This is a genomic window from Janthinobacterium sp. LM6 (assembly GCF_002002885.1).
Lineage (GTDB): Bacteria > Pseudomonadota > Gammaproteobacteria > Burkholderiales > Burkholderiaceae_D > Janthinobacterium > Janthinobacterium kumbetense.
Window position 1 is genome coordinate 5222157 of sequence record NZ_CP019510.1, and the last position, 17700, is coordinate 5239856.

Here is a 17700-nt window from a genome sequence, read left to right on the forward strand (position 1 = left end):
GCCCTTCCTGATGGCGGCGGACGCCAGGCGCCGCCGCTTGAATAATTAACGTCCGAGGCCGATGACCACGTCGAACAGGGTGCTGGCGATCTGCATGACCTTGCCGCAAGCCTGGTAGGCTTGCTGATAGCGCAGCAGATTGGCCGCCTCTTCATCGAGGTTGACGCCGGAGACGGCTTGCTGCTGCGTGCTGGTTTGTTGCAACAACGCAAGACTGGCCAGGCCGCTGACCTGTACTTCGCGCGTCTTGTTGCCGACATAGCTGACGGTTTCCGCGTACGAACCCTGGAACGTGGCCTTGCCGCCGTCGAGAATGTTTTTCGTCTGCAAGCCCGCCAGTAGGGAGGCATTGCGGTTGTCGCCCACGCCGCCCGAGTTCGGCCCGATGGTGAATTTATCGCCCTGCGCGGGCGCCCCCGTCATGTTGACGTTGATGCCGCCAAAGCTGAAGCTGTCGCCTTCCGTGTACGGGATGTTCGCCGTGCCGGCCGGATACGTGGTGGTGGCGCCGTTCAAGCCTTTCACCGTCACGGCCTGGCCCGCGGGGAAACCCGACAGCGAAGTGGTCGCCTTGTCGTACGTCAAGGTGACGGTGCCCGTCAAGGCATTGCCCGGCGTCAAATATGCCTTGTCGACGCTACCTGCGCCCAGCTTGCCGCTGCCCGTGTTGCTGACGGGCGCGCCCGTGGCGATCGGCGCGCCGGCAGCCAGCTTGTTGCGGTCGGTAATCGCCACGGCCAGGTCGGAAGCGCCGTGGGCCGTCGGCCTGACCATGAAGTTGTCGCCTTCGGCAGCCGCGCCCGAGATCGAGAAATCCACGCCGTCGATGGTTTGCGGCACCGTTTGCGGATACGGGTTGATGGTCGTTTTCGCGCCGTCGCTCTGGCGCGTCACCACATAATTGGCGCCGTCATACTTGACGGCATAATCGCTGGCCGTCAGCTTGGTCGGATCGCTGACCTTGGCCGACAGAACGGTCGTGCTGGTCGCGTTATTGCGGTAATCGGCGCCGATGACGGGATCGGGCAGCTTGAAGAAGTCGCCCCCCATGTCGCCATTCAAGTCCTGGCCCAGCTTGTGCTGTTCATTGAAGGTGGAAGCCAGTGCGATGGCGACCTTGCCCAGCGAATTCTGGATACGGTCCAGGCTGCCGCTGCGGAATTCCAGCAAGCCGCCCAGCGCGCCGCCGCTCAAGGAACTTTCCGACAGCTTGGTGACGCTGGTGCCCGTCACATAGCCCACGTCCAGGCGGTTCGGGTCCGTCGGCGACGGCGTGACGGCCAGCTCGAAGTTCTTGTCGCCCACCACCAGCGGCTGGCCCGAGCCGATCGAGACGGTAATCGAGTTGCCCGCGCCAGGCTGAACCGTTGCCTTGACGTATTTGTTCAGCTCAGTGATCAGCTGGTCGCGCTGGTCCAGCAAATCGTTGGGCTGATTGCTTTCATTCACGGTCAGATTGGTAATCGAGGTATTCAGTTCCGCGATCTGCTTGGCGTATGAATTGATCACCTTGACGTTCGAGGTGATCTGCGAATTGACGCCGTCGCCGATCTCCGTCAGGCGCGCGCTGAGGCCCTGGAAGCGGGCCGTCAGCGAGTTTGCGCTCGACAGCAATGCCTGGCGCGACGACACGGACGAGGGATTCGAGCTGAAATCCTGCACGCCCTTGAAGAAATCGGCCATCGCCGGCGACAGCCCGGCCGTGGGGTCGGCCAGCATATTGTCGATCTGGCTGATCTGCGTGTAATACGCGTCGAGCGAACTGGTGGCCGACTGCGCGCCATTTACCTGGGCCGCCATGAAACCGTCGTACTGGCGCTTGACTTGCGATACCTCGGTACCATTGCCAACAAAGCCATAACCGGCATTGTTGAACTGCGCCGTCTGCTGCAGCACCACCTGGCGGTTGTAACCGTCCACGTTGGCATTGGTGATGTTATGCCCGGTCGTCGACAGGCCCACCTGCGCTGCAAGCAAACCGCTCTTACCGATGCTGAGTAGATTCGAAGTCATGGTGTCTTATTGGTTACCGTCAATAGTATTTACGGCAGCCGCGGCGAAAACTTGAAGCGCGCGGCTTGCACGGGGGCAAGGCGGGGCGTCAGCCGACCAGAGAATTTTTAATGATTTTTGTCAATTTGGCAGCGTAATTCGGGTCCGTCGCATAGCCGGCTTTCTGCAAGCCCTGGGCGAAGGTGCTGGCGTCGCCCGCGCTGGCCAGGACTTTTTCGTAGCGCTTGTTGTTGGTAATCAACTGCGCATAATCCTTGAAGCTGTCGGCATAGCTGTCATAGGCGCGGAATTTTTCCACCTTGCGCTGCGCCTTGCCATTTACATATTCCGTGGTAACAGCTTCCGTGACCTTGCCCTTCCAGTCGCTCGATGCCTTGATGCCGAACAGGTTGTGGCTGCTGCTGCCGTCGCGGCTGATGATTTCGCGCTTGCCCCAGCCCGTTTCCAGCGCCGCCTGGCCCAGCATGAACTTGGCCGGGATGCCCGTGGCGCGGCTGGCTTCTTCCGCATGCACGCCCAGCTTTTCCTGGAAGGCGCGCACGTGCGGCGCCTGCGTGGCGTTGGCCTTGTCGCTCAGGGTCTTGCCGCTGGCGGCGGCGCTGCCGGCCCCCTCGGCGAGGGCGCCCTGCTGCTGGCGGAAGGCGGCCAGCGCCTGCGCCATGCTGGATGACCGGGGCGACGGCGTTTCGGCGCCGTCGGCGGCCAGCGCCTGGTTCGACGACGACAATTGGCGGATCAGCACGTCAGCCAGGCCCGTGCCCCGCTTGGCCAGGTTCTGGCTCGTCTGCTGGTCCAGCATCGAGGTATACATCTTGCTTTGCTGGCTGTCCATGATGCCGTCCTGCGGCGTGGCTTCGCGCATGCTTTTCATCATCATGTTGATGAACATGGCTTCAAATTGCGTGGCCGCCTCTTTCAGGGCGGCGGGATCCTTCGCCTTGGCGGACTGGCGCAGGCCATCCATGCCTTTCACGTCATAGGCGGCGGTATTGCTGAGGTCGGTTTGGCTGATCATGGCGTGTCCATCAAATGATTTCAAGTTCGGCGCGCAGCGAACCGGCCGCCTTCATCGCCTGCAGGATGGCCAGCAAGTCTTGCGGCGAAGCGCCGATGGCGTTGAGGGCCTTGACCACGTCGGACAGCGAGGCGCCGCCCTTGACCAGCATGACCTTGCCCGGTTCCTTCTTGATATCGATCTGCGCCGTCTGCGTGACCACCGTGCGCCCGCCCGACAAGGGGGCCGGCTGGCTCACTTGCGGCTCGACATTGATGGTGACGGACAGGTTGCCGTGCGAAATGGCGCACGTTTCCAGGGTCACGGACTGGTTCATCACGACGGAACCGGTGCGCGCATTCATGATGACCTTGGCCGCCAGGCGGGCCGGGTTGACTTCGATGCTTTCCAGCTGGCCCAAAAAGGACACGCGCTGGTCGCTGCCGCTCGGCGACTGCACCTGGATCACGCGGCCGTCGAGCGCGGCGGCCGTGCCGGCGCCGTAGCGGCTGTTGATGGCGTCGACCACGCGGCTGGCGGTGGCGAAATCGGTGGCGTTCAATTCCAGGCGGATGGTGTTGTTGGCGCCCAGCGCCGAAGGCACGGTGCGCTCGACGGTCGCGCCGCCCGAGATGCGGCCCACGCTCAAGTGATTGATGACGACGGAACTGCCGGCAGCCTGCGCGCCCACGCCGCCCACCAGCACGTTGCCTTGCGCCATGCCGTACACCTGGCCGTCGGCGCCCTTCAGGGGCGTCATCAATAAAGTGCCGCCGCGCAAGCTTTTCGCATTGCCCATCGACGACACCGTCACGTCGAGCAACTGGCCCGGCTGGGCAAACGCGGGCAAGGCCGTCGTCACCATCACGGCGGCCACGTTTTTCAGCTGCAAACTGGTGCCTTGCGGCAAGTTGATGCCTTGCTGCTGCAGCATCGCCGCCACGCTCTGGATGGTGAACGGGGTTTGCGTGGTCTGGTCGCCGCTGCCGTCGAGGCCGACGACGAGGCCATAGCCCATCAGCTGATTCTGGCGCACGCCGGCGATGCTGGCCAGATCCTTGATGCGCTCGGCTTGCGCCACGGGCGCCAGCAGGGAGATGGCCAGGCCGAAAATGGCGGCAAAGCGGGAAAAGGTCGACGTTGCCATGATCAGAACGGCAACAGGCTGAGGAAGAAGCGCGAGGCCATCGACGCCATTTCGGCGCGGTCGATCTGGCTGTTGGTGCGGTATTCGACGCGCGCTTCGGCCACCTGGGTCGAGGGCACGACGTTGCCCGTGCCGATGGTGTCCGGATTGACCATGCCCGAGAAGCGGATGAATTCCGTGCCCTTGTTCATGGCGATCTGTTTTTCGCCGGCGACGATCAAGTTTCCGTTTGGCAATACCTCGATCACCGTCACGCCAATGGTGCCGGAAAACGTGTTGCTGGCGGACTGGTTGTCGCCATCGGCAAATTTCGTCGCGCCATTCGCCGCCACGGTGCCGCCGAAACGGCCCTGGGCGAAGCCCGGCGTGCTGAAGCCCACGCTGCCGGACTTGTTGCCGGAGCTGGCGCCCGCCTTGACGGCATTCGTGCGCTCGGTGATGGCGATCGTCATGGTGTCGCCCACGTGGCGCGCGCGGCGGTCTTCGAAGGCGGGACGGTAGGTCGACGGCTGGTAGATGGAACCGTTGTTGACGACCACGGGTTCCGGCATCGGCGCGCGCGTGGTGGTGGGATATTGCACGATGGACGTAGGCGTGATGGCGCAGCCGGACAGCAGGACTGCGGACAACAAAGCGATGATGGGGTATTGCATGGCGAACCTCCGCTGCCATCCGGCGGCGGATGGCATGACGACTATGAAAATTAAAGTTGCGACAATTTCTGCAGCATTTGATCGGATGTGGTGATGGCCTTGCTGTTGATCTCGTAGGCGCGCTGCGTCTGGATCATGTTGACCATTTCCTCGGCCACGTTGACGTTCGACGTCTCGATATAGCCCTGCATCAGCACGCCGGCGCCGTTGGTGCCCGGGGTGTTGGTTTGCGCCACGCCGGAGGCGCCCGTTTCCATGTACAGGTTTTCGCCCTTCGATTCCAGGCCGGCGGGATTGACGAAAGTGGTCAGCTGCAGCGAGCCGATTTGCGATGGCGCAACAGTGTCGGGCAAGGTGACGGAAACGGTGCCGTCGCGCGCCACGGTCAGGCTCAGCGCATTCGTCGGCACGGTGATGGCGGGCTGGATGACGAAGCCTTCCGAGGTGACGAGCTGGCCGTTGGCATCCGTCTGGAACGAGCCGTCGCGCGTATAGGCGGTGGCGCCGTCCGGCATCAGCACCTGGAAAAAGCCGGTGCCGTTGACCATCACGTCGCGCGAATTGCCCGATGCCTGGGGATTGCCCTGGGTATGGATGCGTTCGGTAGCCACGGTGCGCACGCCCGTGCCGATCTGCAAGCCCGATGGCAGCTGGGTTTGCTGCGACGATTGCGCGCCCGGCTGGCGCACATTTTGATACAGCAAGTCCTCGAACACGGCGCGCGACTTCTTGAAGCCGGTGGTGCTGACGTTGGCCAGGTTATTGGCGATCACGTCCATCTGCGTTTGCTGCGCTTCCAGGCCGGTCTTGGCAATCCAAAGGGAACGAATCATGATATTTCTCCAATAACAGCGCTAACCAGCCCTGTAGACTATTTCTATGCGACCATTATGCGGTGGCCCCCATCAATTCAAAGCGAGGATCTGGGTGGCTTTCGCCGCGTTATTCTCGGCATTCTTCAACAAGCTCATTTGCGTTTCGAACTGGCGCGCCAGGGCGATCATGCTGACCATCGAATCGACGGGACTGACATTGCTGCCTTCCAGAGCGCCGGTGGTCAGCTTGACGGCCTGGTCGGCCTGCGCCACCGTGCCATCCTTCAGCCGGAACAGGCCGTCGTCGCCGCGCACCAGTTGCTGCTCGGGCGGGTTGACCAGCTTGATGCGTCCCAGCACCGTCGACGGGCCCGGCGGCACGTCGGTGGAAATCGTGCCCACCGTGCCGTCGCTGGCGATGGCCACCGTCACGCCGGGCGGAATCGCCATGGGCCCCGTATCGCCCTGCACCATCAGCCCGCCCTGCGTTTGCAGCATGCCGTTTTCATTGAGTTTCAGGGCGCCGTTGCGCGTGTAGGCTTCGGAACCGTCGGCCGACTGCACCGCGATCCAGCCGCCGTTTTCCACGGCCACGTCGAGCGCGCGGCCCGTGTGCTGCATGGGTCCCTGCGTGAAATCGGAACCGACCGTCGAATCGACGACGAAGGTGCGCGTCGGCATCATGCCGTCGGCCACCACGGGCACGGCGCGGAACGAGTCGAGCTGGGCACGGAAACCCGTGCTGGTGGCGTTCGCCAGGTTGTTCGCCGTGGTCGCCTGCTTGTCGAGGATGTGCTTGGCGCCCGAGCCGGCGGTGTAGATGAGACGGTCCATGTTTTATTTCTCCTGTTGCCTGAAACCCAAGGTAGAAACCGGGGTCGGACCCTGAGGGTCCGACCCCAGCCTTTCGCCGTTAGGGGTTCAATCCGTTAACGCAAGTTCACCAGAGTCTGTAAAACAGAATCCTGCGTCTTGATGGTCTGCGCATTCGCCTGGTAGGCGCGCTGGGCCGTGATCATGTTGACCAGTTCCGCCGTCAGGTCCACGTTCGACACTTCCACGGCCGAGGCGCGCAAGTTGCCCAGGGTGCCAGTCTTCGGCTCGCCCGTGATGGGCTTGCCCGAGGCCGAGCTTTCCACCCAGGCGTTGTTGCCCAGCGGCTCCAGGCCGTTCGGGTTGGTAAAGTTGCTCAACACCACTTGCCCCAGGGCGCGCGTCTTGCCATTGTTGTACTGGCCCTGGATGACGCCGTCGTCACCGACGATGAATTGGCTCAGCTGGCCTGCCTTGTAGCCGTCCGCTTCCGTTTTCTTTTCCGCCGTGGCGGTGCCCAGCTGGGTCGATTTGCTGAAATCGACCTGGACCGAGAGGGTCGGATTGGCGCCCGTGGCCGGGAAGATCGGCAGGTTGACGGTGACGGGCAAGGTTTGCGGCGGCGTCAGGGCCAGCATGGCGGCCCGGTCCAGGCTGCCAACCGTATTGAAGACCAGCGAACCGGTCTTGACGGCGGGCACCACGGTCACGGCGCGGATGGCGGCGTCGATCTGGTCGGGCGTGCGGCTCGAGTTGATGCCATTCGGCACGGCACTGCCGTAGGTGGCGGCGATGGCGGCCAGTTGCGCCGGCGTGGCGCCCGCGGCGGCGGCGGCAGCCGACACGGCGGCGCCGACCGCATTGCCATAGGCGACGGCGGCCGTCGTCACATTGGCCGGCACCAGCGGCACGGCCGTGGCGGCGGCCTGGTAGGCGGCGCGCGCGGCCAGCGAGGCAGGGTCGGTCTGCAGGGCGGCCGCGACCTTCATGCTGGTCACTTCCGTGCCGTCAACGGCCGAGTAGACGTCCCAGGTGTTGGTGCCCGTCTTGACATAGAAATTCGACATGATGTGGGAATTGCCCAGCGAATCGAAGACTTCGACGGGAAACTGTTTGCTGTACGTGGTGTCATCCGTGAGCTTGAACGGCACCGTGGTCGGCATGGCCGTATTCGAATTGAGGTTGACTTGCGTGTCGACCTTGGTCGTCGCCTGGGGTTTCATGTCCGACTGGTCGATCTGCAGGGGCACGACGGCGCCGGCAACGATCTTGCCGTTGGCGTCGGCAGCATAGCCGGTCAGTTGCGCCAGCTGGGCGTTGACGATGAAACCGCTCTTGTCGACCTGGAACTGGCCATTGCGCGAGTACTGGACGGCGCCGTTGACGCTGGTACGGAAGAAGCCGCCGCCATTGATGGCGATATCGAGGGGATTCGACGACGTTTCCAGGTTGCCCTGGTTGAATTGCTGGGCGATTTGCGAGACCGACACGCCGATCCCCGCCTGGTTGCCGCCCACGCCATACAGCGAGTTGGCATAAATGTCAGCGAACTGGGCCTGCGACTGCTTGAAACCGACGGTGGACGAGTTGGCGATGTTGTTACCGATGACGTCCAGCGATTTGGCGGCGCCATTCAAGCCGCTCAGGCCTTGTTGGAAAGACATTGTGTTCTCCTGGTAGAAATTAGGGGGTGAGGGTCACGCTAAGGGGAAGCGGCTTACAGAATCTGTTTTACGTCGGCCATGGTGATGCTGCCCACGCCCGGCACATTCAATTTCACGCCATTGGCGCCCGTCGACACGCTGGCGACCGAGCCGAACATCAGCGCCGTCGCATCCTTGAGCTTGGTGCCGCCGCGCGTCGCTTCCACGGCGAAGGTGTAGGCGCCGTCGGCCAGCACGACCGGCTTGCCATCCTTGTCGAGGTCGGCGGTGGAACCGTTCCAGCCCAGCGGCAAGGTGCCCGCCGGCTGGGCGCCCAGGTCGATGGAATGGACTTCCTTGCCATCCTTGTAGATGATGACCTTGACCTTGTCGGCGGCCGTGGCCAGGTCCACGCCCAGCAGCGCGGCGCTCTTGCTCAGGTTGATGTCCTTGCCTGCCGTCAACACGCCGTGGCCGATGATGTTGGCCGCCTGCATCGATTCGGCTTGCTGGTAGCTGGCTTTCAAGCTTTCCACGGTGGTATTGAGCTTGTTGACGCCCGTCACCGTGGACAGCTGCGCCAGCTGGCTGGTCAGCTGTGCATTGTCCAGCGGATTCATCGGATCCTGATTTTTCAGCTGGGTCACCAGCAGGGTGAGGAATTTGTTCGTTTCCGCTTCGACGCTGCCGGCAGCGGCCGTCGTCTTCTTCGGATTCATCGTCGCCATCAGGTCGGTGGTGACGGAGGTCGTGGTATCGATGGTTGCCATAATGATCAGTCAGCCTTACTGGCCGAGGGTAAGGGTTTTCAGGAGCAGCGACTTGGCCGCGTTCATGGTTTCCACGTTGGTCTGGTACGAGCGCGAAGCGGACAGCATGTTGACCATCTCGTCGACCGTATTCACGTTGGGCATGGTGACGTAGCCCTTCTCGTCGGCCAGCGGGTTCTTCGGGTCGTACACCAGCTTCATCGGCGACGGATCCTCGATCACCTTCTGCACCTTGACGGCCGTGGCGCCGTTGGCCATGGGCACGGCTTCGAACACCACCTGCTTGGCGCGGTAGGCTTCGCCCGTGGCGCTGGTGGCGCTGTCGGCATTGGCCAGGTTGCTGGCCACCGTGTTCAGGCGCTGCGCCTGGGCGCTCATGGCCGAACCGGAAACATTGAAGATATTAAATAGCGACATGATTATTGTCCTCCCTGGATGGCCGTCAGCATGCCCTTGATCTGCGAGTTGAGGAACGTCACGGCCGCCTCGTAGCGGATGGCATTGTCGGCAAAGGCGTTGCGTTCCAGGTCCATGTCGACCGTATTGCCGTCGACGGCGCCCTGGGCCGGCGCGCGGTACAGCAGCGGCGTGCCGTCGGCCAGGGTCTCGACCTTGCCGCCTGCGCTGCCACCCGCCGCGGCCGCCACGCCCTTGCCCGGCATATGCTGCGGCGCCGTGCCCTTCAGGGCCGGCGGCACGCCATCCTTGCGCGCCATCGCCCCCTTCAGCGCGGCGGCGAAATCGACGTCGCGCGCCTTGTAGTTGGGCGTGTCGGCATTGGCGATATTCGAGGCGAGCAATTCCTGGCGCGTCGAGCGCAGGCTCAGCGCCGTCTCGTTGAAGCGCATGTAATCGTCGAGTTTCCCTATCATGTCAGGCTCCGGAAAGATCTGCCACTGGCGCCCGAGATGGCGGAAGGATGGCGGATTAGTGATGACAGGAAACATAGTACGGCGCCCACCAGCAACACCATCGCCGGATCAGACCGTACTTTTACCCCTTAATCGGCGCTTCGAACGGGGCCGCGCGCACTATCATGGCACTATTCCAGAGGCCTATCACCATGAAAACACCGCTCGCTTTCCTCTTTGCTTTTGCCGCCCTGCCACTGCTGGCGCAGGCGCAAAACGCCGGCCGGCAAACGCCGGAAGCGCTGCGCAACAGCGTGGAACAATTCCTGCAAGTGCAAAGCAACGGCTTGCCCGGCAAGGTGACGGTCACCGTCGGCGCCGTCGATCCGCGCCTGAACCTGGCTGCCTGCCCCGCGCCGCAGGCGTTCATGGCGCCGGGCGCGCGCGCCTGGGGCAAGACCACCGTCGGCGTGCGCTGCACGGCGCCCTCCAGCTGGACCATTTATCTGCAGGCGAACGTGGCCGTCGTCGGCGACTACGTGGCCAGCGCCGTGCCGCTGGCGCAAGGGCAAGCCATCGACGCCAGCCAGCTGGTGACGATGCAGGGCGACCTGGCCGCATTGCCTGCAGGCATCGCCACCGACATGGCCCAGGTGGTGGGCGCCAGCACGAATATTTCCTTGCCGCCAGGCACGCCGATGCGCCTCGACACCCTGCGCCGCAAGCCGGTGGTCATGCAGGGCCAGCTGGTGCGCGTCGTTTCGAGTGGCAACGGTTTCCAGGTGGCATCAGAAGGACGCGCCATCGGCAGCGCGGGCGATGGCCAGACGGTGCAGGTACGCACGCAGAGCGGCCAGCAGATCAGCGGCGTGGCGCGGGCTGGCGGCCTGGTGGAGGTGGCGTTTTAAACACGGATGGACAGCGATATTGTGGTCTGGCGCACTAAAGTTTCGGCAGAAGGTGCCGATAATGACACATATCCCGGAGTTTTTTGACTTCGACCAGACGAGGATCACGCTGTGAAAATTACCGATAACACCATTAAAAGCAATCCCGGCCTGCCGGTGGCGCCCGCGAGTACCTCCGGCGCCCGGAATGCCGAGAAAGCCCAGGCAACACCGACGACGTCGGACAATGTACGCCTGTCGCCGCAAGGACAGGCATTAGCGGCCAGTGCAACTGCCGGCAGCGGCGCCGTGTTCGACACGAAAAAAGTCGAACGCATCAAGCTCGCGATCGCCGACGGCCAGTTCCAGGTCAACTCAGAAAAAGTGGCGGACGGTCTCCTCGACACAGTCAAGGACTTGCTGCACTCACGAAATAGATAGGTTCCCTCATGCAATCAGTGACTCCGTTTTCCAGCCTGCGCGACGAGCAACAGCTCATGACCACATTGCTGGCATTGATGAAAGAAGAACAGCGGCATCTGGTTGCGGCTGACATCGATGCAATCACGGAGCTCACGGCGCGCAAGACGGCACTGGTAGGACAATTGAGCCAGCTGGCGGCGCAACGCCACCAGGCGCTGGCGGCAGCCGGTTTCACGGCGGCCGAAGCGGGCATGGAAGACTGGCTGGTCGGCGCCAATGAAGCCGACGCGGCGCCCCTGTGGAAAGCCCTGCTCGAGACGACGCGCGAGGCCAAGGAGCAAAACCGCCTGAACAGCCTGCTCGTCAACAAGCACATGGTACATACGCAAGGCGCCCTGAACGCCATGCGCCCCCCGGCCCAAAGCGGCAATTTCTACGGTCCCAGTGGCCAGGCGACGACGAACACGGCCAGCCGGCGCGTCGTCATCGGCTGATTCCCCCTAAGTTAACAGCAATCCGCCGGCAAGGCGCCGCCGCCTTGCCCTTCAACCGTGCGCGGCACGCCCCGCATGCTGGCGGTATTTCGCCACGATGGCCTGCGCCCTGGCGCTGGCGGCCGCCTGCTGCTCCGGCGTCAGCTCCGCCTGCAGCCAGTGCCAGTATTCATCCTGGTACGGGTTGGTGACGCCGGGCGCGAGGATGTCGTCGTAGACCTGGCGCAGCGCCAGCAGGTAGCCATACGCTTGCGGCGCGTCCTTGCGCACCACCTCGCCATCGCGCAGGTAGGCCATCATCAGGGTAGCCACGCTGCTCAGTTCCGCCTCGTCCGCCTGCGCCGTCAGCTGGGCGATCGCTTGCCGCTTCCACGCCTGCACCAGCGGATCGTCGGGACGGTTGCGCAGCGCACTGCGGTCGCCGAACGGCCCTTCCGACAGGAAGATGGTCGCCGCTCCGGGCACGCCCGCCCTGGCCGCAGTCGCCAGGTAGCCGAGGCGGTCCTCGCGCTGACGCTGCGTCAGGCCCGCGCACAGCTGCTGCTGGGCGGCTTTTTCCTCCGCCGCCATCTCGCGCCCCAGTTCGAATTCCAGCCCCGGCAAGCGCCCTTCCTGCTGGAAGACGATGCAATCGTCGAGCAAGTTATACGCCGCATACGCGTCTTCCGGCTTGCCGCTGGCCGCCAGGCGCGCGAGCTGCTGCGCCAGGGTGACGGGCATCGGCGCGGCATCGGCGACCGGGCTGGCATCGATATTCAGATACGATTCCAGGCTGCGTCCCGCAGGCGCGCCAGCGGCGGAGGCGGCGGCGTCCGGCGCGGCGCTCTCGGGAGCGGGCCAGTATGCGAGCGCCAGCGCTGCCGCGATGGCGGCGGCGATGGCCAAGCCGGTGAATTTGACGTTCATGGTGAGGATGCGCGTGGATGGGAAGCGCACGTTACCACAGGCGCGCGGCGGCGGGCCGCACGCCTCCGCACGCTCAGCCGCCGGCCTTTTTCGGCTGGTGGCCCAGCTTGACCAGCGCGGCCAGGATGGCGTCCACATGGTCGCCCTGCACTTCGATCACGCCATCCTTGACGGTGCCGCCCGAGCCGCACTGCGTGCGCAGCTGCTTGCCCAGCAGGGCCAGCGCGATGGCGTCCAGCGGCAAGCCTTTCACCACGGTGACGCTCTTGCCGCCGCGGCCCTTGGTCTGGCGCGAGACGCGCACCACGCCATCGCCCGCAGGCCCGGCCTTCGCTTGCGCCTTGCACGCGCACTGCGCCAGCGGCTGGCGGCAGGCGGGACACATGCGGCCCGTTTCAGTGGAATAGACGAGACCGCCCAGGGAGCTGCTTTTCATGAGGAAACGATAAAAGAGGAAGAAAGCGCGATTGTACCAAGCGGCAGCCCGCAGTTGACGAGCGTCAATTGGCCGGCGCAGGCGCCACGGGCGCCGTCGGTACTTCCGTCACCGTTTCGGGGATGCCCGACAAAATCGTCACGGCGACCCGGCGGTTGCGCGCGCGCCCTTCCGGCGTGGCGTTCGGCGCCACGGGGATATTGTCGGCGTGGCCGACGGCCGTCAGGCGCGACGCCTTGACGCCGCTGGCGATGAACAGGCGCACCACGGCGCTGGCGCGCGCGGCCGACAATTCCCAGTTCGAGGCAAAGGTCGAATTGCTGATCGGCTGCACGTCCGTATGCCCTTCCACCTGCACGTCGTGCGTGTCGTCCTTGAGCAGCACGGCCACGGCGCGCAAGGCCTGGTCCGACTCCGCCGTCAAGCCCGCCGCGCCCGGGTCGAACAGCACGCTGGCATTGATTTCCACGCTCACGCCGCGGCTCGTCTGCGTGACCCGCACCTTGCCTTCCTTCACCAGCGGCGCCAGGGTGGATGTGAGGTCCTGCGCCAGGCGCGTCATGTGTTCGCGCTCGCGGCGGATGGCTTCCGTGCGGCGTTTCAGGGCGGGGTTCGGCAGCGGGATCGCCTGCGGCGCTTCCATGATGATGGGCGGCGCGCCCTTTTCCAGGCTGAAGGCCTGGCCGATGGCGTTCTGGAAGACGCGGTATTTGCCTTCGTTGACTTGCGAAATCGCATACATGACGACGAAAAAGGCGAACAGCAGGGTGATGAAGTCGGCGTACGAGATCAGCCAGCGGTCCTGGTTGTCCGGTTCCTCGTCATACTTCCTGCGCGCGCGCCGCATCATGGTCAATGCTCGCTCAGTGCTCGTGAAGCAGGCTGGAGACGCGCTCTTCGATGATGCGCGTATGGTCGCCCGTGGCGATGTCGTACAGCACGGCGGCCGTGATTTCATATTGCACCACGCGGCGCGAAACGATGGCCTTGAGTTTATTGGCCACCGGCAGGAACAGCAGGTTGGCCAGGCCCACGCCGTAGATCGTCGAGACGAAGGCCACGGCGATGCCGCTGCCCAGCTTGCTCGGGTCGGTGAGGTTTTCCATCACGTGGATCAAGCCCAGCACGGCGCCCAGGATGCCGATGGTGGGCGAATAGCCGGCCGCCGATTCCCACACCTTGACGGCCTGGCGCTCGGCCATTTCGTAGGCGGAGATTTCCACGTCGAGCAGCTGGCGCAGCTTGTCGGGCGCAATGCCGTCGACGATCATGCGCAAACCCTTGGCGTTGAAGCGGTCAGCCGTGTTTTCCATCAGGCGCTCGAGCGCCAGCGGGCCGTCGCGGCGCGCCGTCAGGCTCCATTGCCCGATGTCGCGCGCCAGCGCGGCGCGCGTGTCCGATGGCGGCAGGAAGACCCAGCGCAGCATTTCCAGGCCGCGCACGAAGGTGCGCAACCGCGTCTGCAGCAGCACGGCGCCGAAGGTGCCGACGATGACGATGGCAAAGGCGGCCGGCTGCAGCAGGGAGGCCATCTTGCCGCCTTCCAGTGCCTGGCCGACCAGCAGGCCGGCCAGCGCCAGCGCCAGCCCGATTACGCTGGACCAGTCCACGCCAGCTCCCTCAAGGTTGCGCGCAGGCGCGCGACGGCCTGGGTATGCAGCTGCGAGACGCGCGATTCGGATACGCCCATCACCGCGCCGATCTCCTTCAGGTTCAGCTCTTCTTCGTAATACAGGCCCATGAGTATTTTCTCGCGTGGCGGCAGCGCGTCGATGGCATCGATCACGGATTGCCGGAAATCGGTATCGAGCAGCGAACGCAAGGGGTCGCTGTCCTCGTCCACGCAGTGGCGGTCGAGGAAGCTGTCATTGCCGTCCGGGTCATGAAAGTCTTCGTAGTACACGAGCTGGTGGCCGCCGCCGTCGCCCAGCATTTCCTGGTAGTCGGCCAGCGACATTTTCAGCAGTTTCGCCACTTCCGACTCCGTCGGCGGATGGCCGAGGCGCTGCTGCAGGGTGCTCATCGCCTCTTCGATCTTGCGCATGTTCTGGCGCATGCTGCGCGGCAACCAGTCGCTGGTGCGCAATTCGTCGAGCATGGCGCCGCGGATGCGCAGCACGGCATACGTCTCGAACTGCGCGCCATGCGTCTCTTCATAGCGGGTAATGGCATCGAGCAGGCCGATCATGCCGGCCTGGATCAGGTCATCGACCTCGACCGAAGGCGGCAATTTCGCCTTCATATGGTGCGCCAGACGCTTCACCAGCGGAATGTGCTCCGTCAGCAAATAGTCCTTGTTCGATTTCCCTTTGACCGTGTACATAGGCTGCTTATTGTTTTCTCATCTTATCTGGTGCTGCGGTTCGATTCAGGCGCTGAACTGGTGCGGGCTCCCCGTCTGGTACAAGGTGCCGCCGAGCACCGGCGCCGCCGAACGGGCCAGCCGCTCGGCCAGTCCGCGAAACGCCACCGACGCTCCCGCCAGCGGAAACGCATCGACCACGCTGCGGCCCAGCCGCGCCGCGCGGTGCAGATACTCGTCGGCAGGCACGGAACCCATCGAGGTCAGCTTCACGGCCAGGTAGCGGCTCGCCGCCTGCGCCATATTATCGTATACCACTTTTGCTTCGGATTCGGAAGCGCCGGTGACGAGAATGCCGAACGGACGGCGTCCCAGTTCCTGGCTCAGGCGCTTGATCAGGCAGTACGCCGCCTTGATCGAGGTGGCGCTGGTCGAGACTTGCACGACGATATCCGACGACGCCATCAGCGGCACGGGGAAGCAATCGCCCTCGTCCGCCACGACGCCGTCGACCAGCACGATGCCGCTCTGGCGCGCCAGCACGTCGAACGTCTTGCCCAGGCGGCGCAGCTCATCCTCGCCCGCATAGTCCATGCTGTCCATCAAATGGTTGCGCGCGCCCAGGCTGGCCACGCCGAAGCCTTGCGGCACCTGGTGGATGACCTGGTTCAAGCCGCACTGCTGGCGCGCCACGTCGCGCAGGCTGGCGCCGTGCGCCAGTCCCAGGCGCGATGCCACGCCATCGCTGCCGCCGCTGGCGTCGAGCAGCAGCACGTCATTGCCGCCGTAGACGAGCGACGCGCCCAGGTTGACCAGCATGGCGCCCTTGTCGTCCTGCGGCGTGGCCGAGAGGAACGTCATGACGCGCGGCTGCGGGCCGGCCAGCATGCGGCGCAAGCCTTCGGCCTGGTCGAAATCGAAATTAGCCAAGGTGCACCCCGCGCGCTTCATTGTTGCGGGCGGCCGCCTGCGCCATCAGCAGCGGCAGTTCGGCGTCGGAAAACTGCGTCGCCGCCGCATCGCGCTTGAGCTTGAAGGCACGGTCGATCAGGTAGCCGCGGTCGGCCAGGTACAGGTCTTCCGGCACGCGCTGGCCGTTCGACACATAAAACAGGTTCAGCTTCTGGCGGATCACCACGTCGAGCACATTGCCGATCGAGGCCGCTTCATCGAGCTTGGTCATGATGCAGCCGGCCAGGCCGCTGCCCTGATACGCGCGCACCACTTCGTTCAAGGTTTCCTGCGTGGCCGTGGAGTTCAGGCACAGCAGGCGCTTCACGTCGGCGCCGGCGCCCGACAGCATGGCCACCTGTTCCGTCACCATCTGGTCGCGCTGGCTCACGCCCACCGTATCGATCAGCACCGTGTGCTTGTTTTTCAATTCTTTCAGGGCGATGCGCAAGTCCGCCTCGTCCTTCACCGAATGCACCATCACGCCGAGGATCTTGCCGTAGATGCGCAGCTGTTCGTGCGCGCCGATACGGTAGGCATCCGTGGTGATCAGGGCCAGTTTTTCGGGGCCATGGCGCATCACGCAGCGGGCCGCCAGCTTGGCCGTGCTGGTGGTCTTGCCGACGCCGGTCGGGCCCACCAGGGCAAACACGCCGCCCTGCTCCAGCATGGCGTCTTCATTGGCCACAGTATTCAGGTTACGACTCAGGACCGTCTTGATCCAGCGCATGCTTTGCGCGCCATCGAGGCCGGCCGGCAGCTTGTCGATCAGGTAGCGCGCCAGGCTGGCCGAGAAGCCGGCGGCCAGCATTTCGCGCAGCACGACGGCTTTTTGCGGCTCGCGCTGCTGCGTCGAACCCCACGAGATTTCCGCCAGCTGGGTTTCCATCATGCCGCGCATGGCGCGGATTTCATTCATCATGCCGCTCATTTCGGCGGCGGCGTTTTCCTTGACGTGCGCCAGCGCGCTGGCCATCATCTGCTGCATGCGGGCCATGTCCACTGGCTCGGAGGCAGCCTGGCGCGGCGCGGCAGGGCGCGGCGCGGCCGGGCGCTGGGCCGGGGCGGCCGCACGCTGCGGCGTGGCGAACTGGGTCTGCAACTGGGGACGGGGCTGGGCCATTTCGGAGGCGGCCGGCGGCGACGCCAGCGAAGCGGCGTCGTCATTGGCCAGCGCGAGGATTTCCACCACGCCATCGGCCTGGCGGTTCGACAGGATCACGGCATCGGGGCCCAGCGCTTCGCGCACCTTGCGCAGCGCATCGCGCGACGAGGCGCCCGTAAATTTCTTCACATTCATGACCGGCCTCCCAGGGCGGGGGTGGCGCAATATTGGCTGAACTGTGTGACCATCGTCGACTCCTGTTGCTTGAGTGCTGTCTTCCACATGGACACAGATCACCCGGACAGTTTCCATTATTAGCGATGCTTACAGGAAATGATCGAAGGAACAGGACGGGAAAGTACCCGTTATTCAGTTTGCCAGCAGGAAATTGATGTTTATTTGACCAAAAGCAAGGGCTGAGAGGCTGGGGTCAGACCCCCACCAACGCTAACGACATCTGGGGTCAGACGGGGACGCCGAGTCCCCCTCGCACGTTG

20 protein-coding genes are annotated in these 17700 nt (G+C 64.2%); 3 read left to right on the top strand and 17 right to left on the bottom strand.

Annotated features, from left to right (window positions below):
- Positions 1 to 45: 45 nt before the first annotated feature.
- The 10 genes from flgK to flgB form a co-directional block, all read right to left on the bottom strand.
- Positions 46 to 2013, bottom strand: a complete 1968-nt coding sequence (flgK, locus tag BZG29_RS22895; RefSeq protein ID WP_077407833.1) for a flagellar hook-associated protein FlgK — start codon at positions 2011 to 2013, stop codon at positions 46 to 48.
- An 88-nt stretch (positions 2014 to 2101) separates the two neighbouring features.
- Entirely contained in the window at positions 2102 to 3028 is a 927-nt protein-coding gene (flgJ, locus tag BZG29_RS22900; RefSeq protein WP_077407835.1) for a flagellar assembly peptidoglycan hydrolase FlgJ, read from the bottom strand.
- Between the two features lie 10 nt (positions 3029 to 3038).
- Complete coding sequence (locus BZG29_RS22905; protein WP_077407837.1) at positions 3039 to 4154, bottom strand: flagellar basal body P-ring protein FlgI; 1116 nt, start codon at positions 4152 to 4154, stop codon at positions 3039 to 3041.
- Between the two features lie 2 nt (positions 4155 to 4156).
- Complete coding sequence (locus tag BZG29_RS22910; RefSeq protein ID WP_077407839.1) at positions 4157 to 4807, bottom strand: flagellar basal body L-ring protein FlgH; 651 nt, start codon at positions 4805 to 4807, stop codon at positions 4157 to 4159.
- Between the two features lie 50 nt (positions 4808 to 4857).
- Complete coding sequence (gene flgG, locus BZG29_RS22915; RefSeq protein WP_034754070.1) at positions 4858 to 5640, bottom strand: flagellar basal-body rod protein FlgG; 783 nt, start codon at positions 5638 to 5640, stop codon at positions 4858 to 4860.
- A gap of 72 nt (positions 5641 to 5712) precedes the next feature.
- Entirely contained in the window at positions 5713 to 6456 is a 744-nt protein-coding gene (locus tag BZG29_RS22920) for a flagellar basal body rod protein FlgF (protein ID WP_077407841.1), read from the bottom strand.
- A gap of 95 nt (positions 6457 to 6551) precedes the next feature.
- A complete protein-coding gene (locus BZG29_RS22925) occupies positions 6552 to 8099 on the bottom strand; it encodes a flagellar hook protein FlgE (protein ID WP_077407843.1) in 1548 nt (515 codons plus the stop codon).
- 53 nt (positions 8100 to 8152) lie between these two features.
- Complete coding sequence (locus BZG29_RS22930) at positions 8153 to 8848, bottom strand: flagellar hook assembly protein FlgD (protein ID WP_077407845.1); 696 nt, start codon at positions 8846 to 8848, stop codon at positions 8153 to 8155.
- Positions 8849 to 8863: 15 nt separating this feature from the next.
- Positions 8864 to 9265, bottom strand: coding sequence for a flagellar basal body rod protein FlgC (flgC, locus tag BZG29_RS22935; protein ID WP_071075845.1), 402 nt, complete (start codon positions 9263 to 9265; stop codon positions 8864 to 8866).
- A 2-nt stretch (positions 9266 to 9267) separates the two neighbouring features.
- Entirely contained in the window at positions 9268 to 9720 is a 453-nt protein-coding gene (flgB, locus tag BZG29_RS22940; RefSeq protein ID WP_077407847.1) for a flagellar basal body rod protein FlgB, read from the bottom strand.
- Between the two features lie 191 nt (positions 9721 to 9911).
- Here flgB and flgA point away from each other — a divergent pair, with 191 nt between their 5' ends.
- The 3 genes from flgA to BZG29_RS22955 all read left to right on the top strand — a co-directional run bounded on the left by flgA (position 9912) and on the right by BZG29_RS22955 (position 11503).
- Positions 9912 to 10607: a flagellar basal body P-ring formation chaperone FlgA gene (gene flgA / locus BZG29_RS22945; RefSeq protein WP_077407849.1), complete on the top strand. Its 696-nt coding sequence runs from the start codon at positions 9912 to 9914 to the stop codon at positions 10605 to 10607.
- A 111-nt stretch (positions 10608 to 10718) separates the two neighbouring features.
- Positions 10719 to 11027 carry a flagellar biosynthesis anti-sigma factor FlgM gene (flgM, locus tag BZG29_RS22950; RefSeq protein WP_034787161.1) on the top strand — a complete coding sequence of 103 codons (309 nt, stop codon included), beginning with the start codon at positions 10719 to 10721 and terminating at the stop codon, positions 11025 to 11027.
- Positions 11028 to 11035: 8 nt separating this feature from the next.
- On the top strand, positions 11036 to 11503 hold the full coding sequence (locus tag BZG29_RS22955) for a flagella synthesis protein FlgN (RefSeq protein ID WP_077407851.1): 468 nt from the start codon (positions 11036 to 11038) through the stop codon (positions 11501 to 11503).
- A gap of 51 nt (positions 11504 to 11554) precedes the next feature.
- Here the strand turns inward: BZG29_RS22955 and BZG29_RS22960 are convergent, their stop codons facing one another.
- From BZG29_RS22960 to flhF, 7 genes are all read right to left on the bottom strand, one after another.
- The gene (locus BZG29_RS22960) at positions 11555 to 12439 is read right to left on the bottom strand and encodes a hypothetical protein (RefSeq protein WP_077407853.1); all 885 of its coding nucleotides are present in this window, start codon (positions 12437 to 12439) and stop codon (positions 11555 to 11557) included.
- Positions 12440 to 12482: 43 nt separating this feature from the next.
- Complete coding sequence (locus tag BZG29_RS22965; protein ID WP_077407855.1) at positions 12483 to 12845, bottom strand: translation initiation factor Sui1; 363 nt, start codon at positions 12843 to 12845, stop codon at positions 12483 to 12485.
- Between the two features lie 64 nt (positions 12846 to 12909).
- Positions 12910 to 13692 (bottom strand): flagellar motor protein MotD, encoded by a 783-nt coding sequence (gene motD / locus BZG29_RS22970; protein WP_077409251.1) that lies wholly within the window; start codon positions 13690 to 13692, stop codon positions 12910 to 12912.
- A 16-nt stretch (positions 13693 to 13708) separates the two neighbouring features.
- Positions 13709 to 14455: a flagellar motor protein gene (locus BZG29_RS22975; RefSeq protein ID WP_077407857.1), complete on the bottom strand. Its 747-nt coding sequence runs from the start codon at positions 14453 to 14455 to the stop codon at positions 13709 to 13711.
- Positions 14437 to 15168 carry an RNA polymerase sigma factor FliA gene (locus BZG29_RS22980; protein ID WP_077407859.1) on the bottom strand — a complete coding sequence of 244 codons (732 nt, stop codon included), beginning with the start codon at positions 15166 to 15168 and terminating at the stop codon, positions 14437 to 14439. Before BZG29_RS22980 ends, BZG29_RS22975 begins: the two co-directional genes overlap by 19 nt.
- A gap of 45 nt (positions 15169 to 15213) precedes the next feature.
- Positions 15214 to 16077, bottom strand: coding sequence for an antiactivator of flagellar biosynthesis FleN protein (locus BZG29_RS22985; RefSeq protein ID WP_077407861.1), 864 nt, complete (start codon positions 16075 to 16077; stop codon positions 15214 to 15216).
- A complete protein-coding gene (gene flhF, locus BZG29_RS22990; RefSeq protein ID WP_077407863.1) occupies positions 16070 to 17398 on the bottom strand; it encodes a flagellar biosynthesis protein FlhF in 1329 nt (442 codons plus the stop codon). Before flhF ends, BZG29_RS22985 begins: the two co-directional genes overlap by 8 nt.
- Positions 17399 to 17700: the final 302 nt, after the last annotated feature.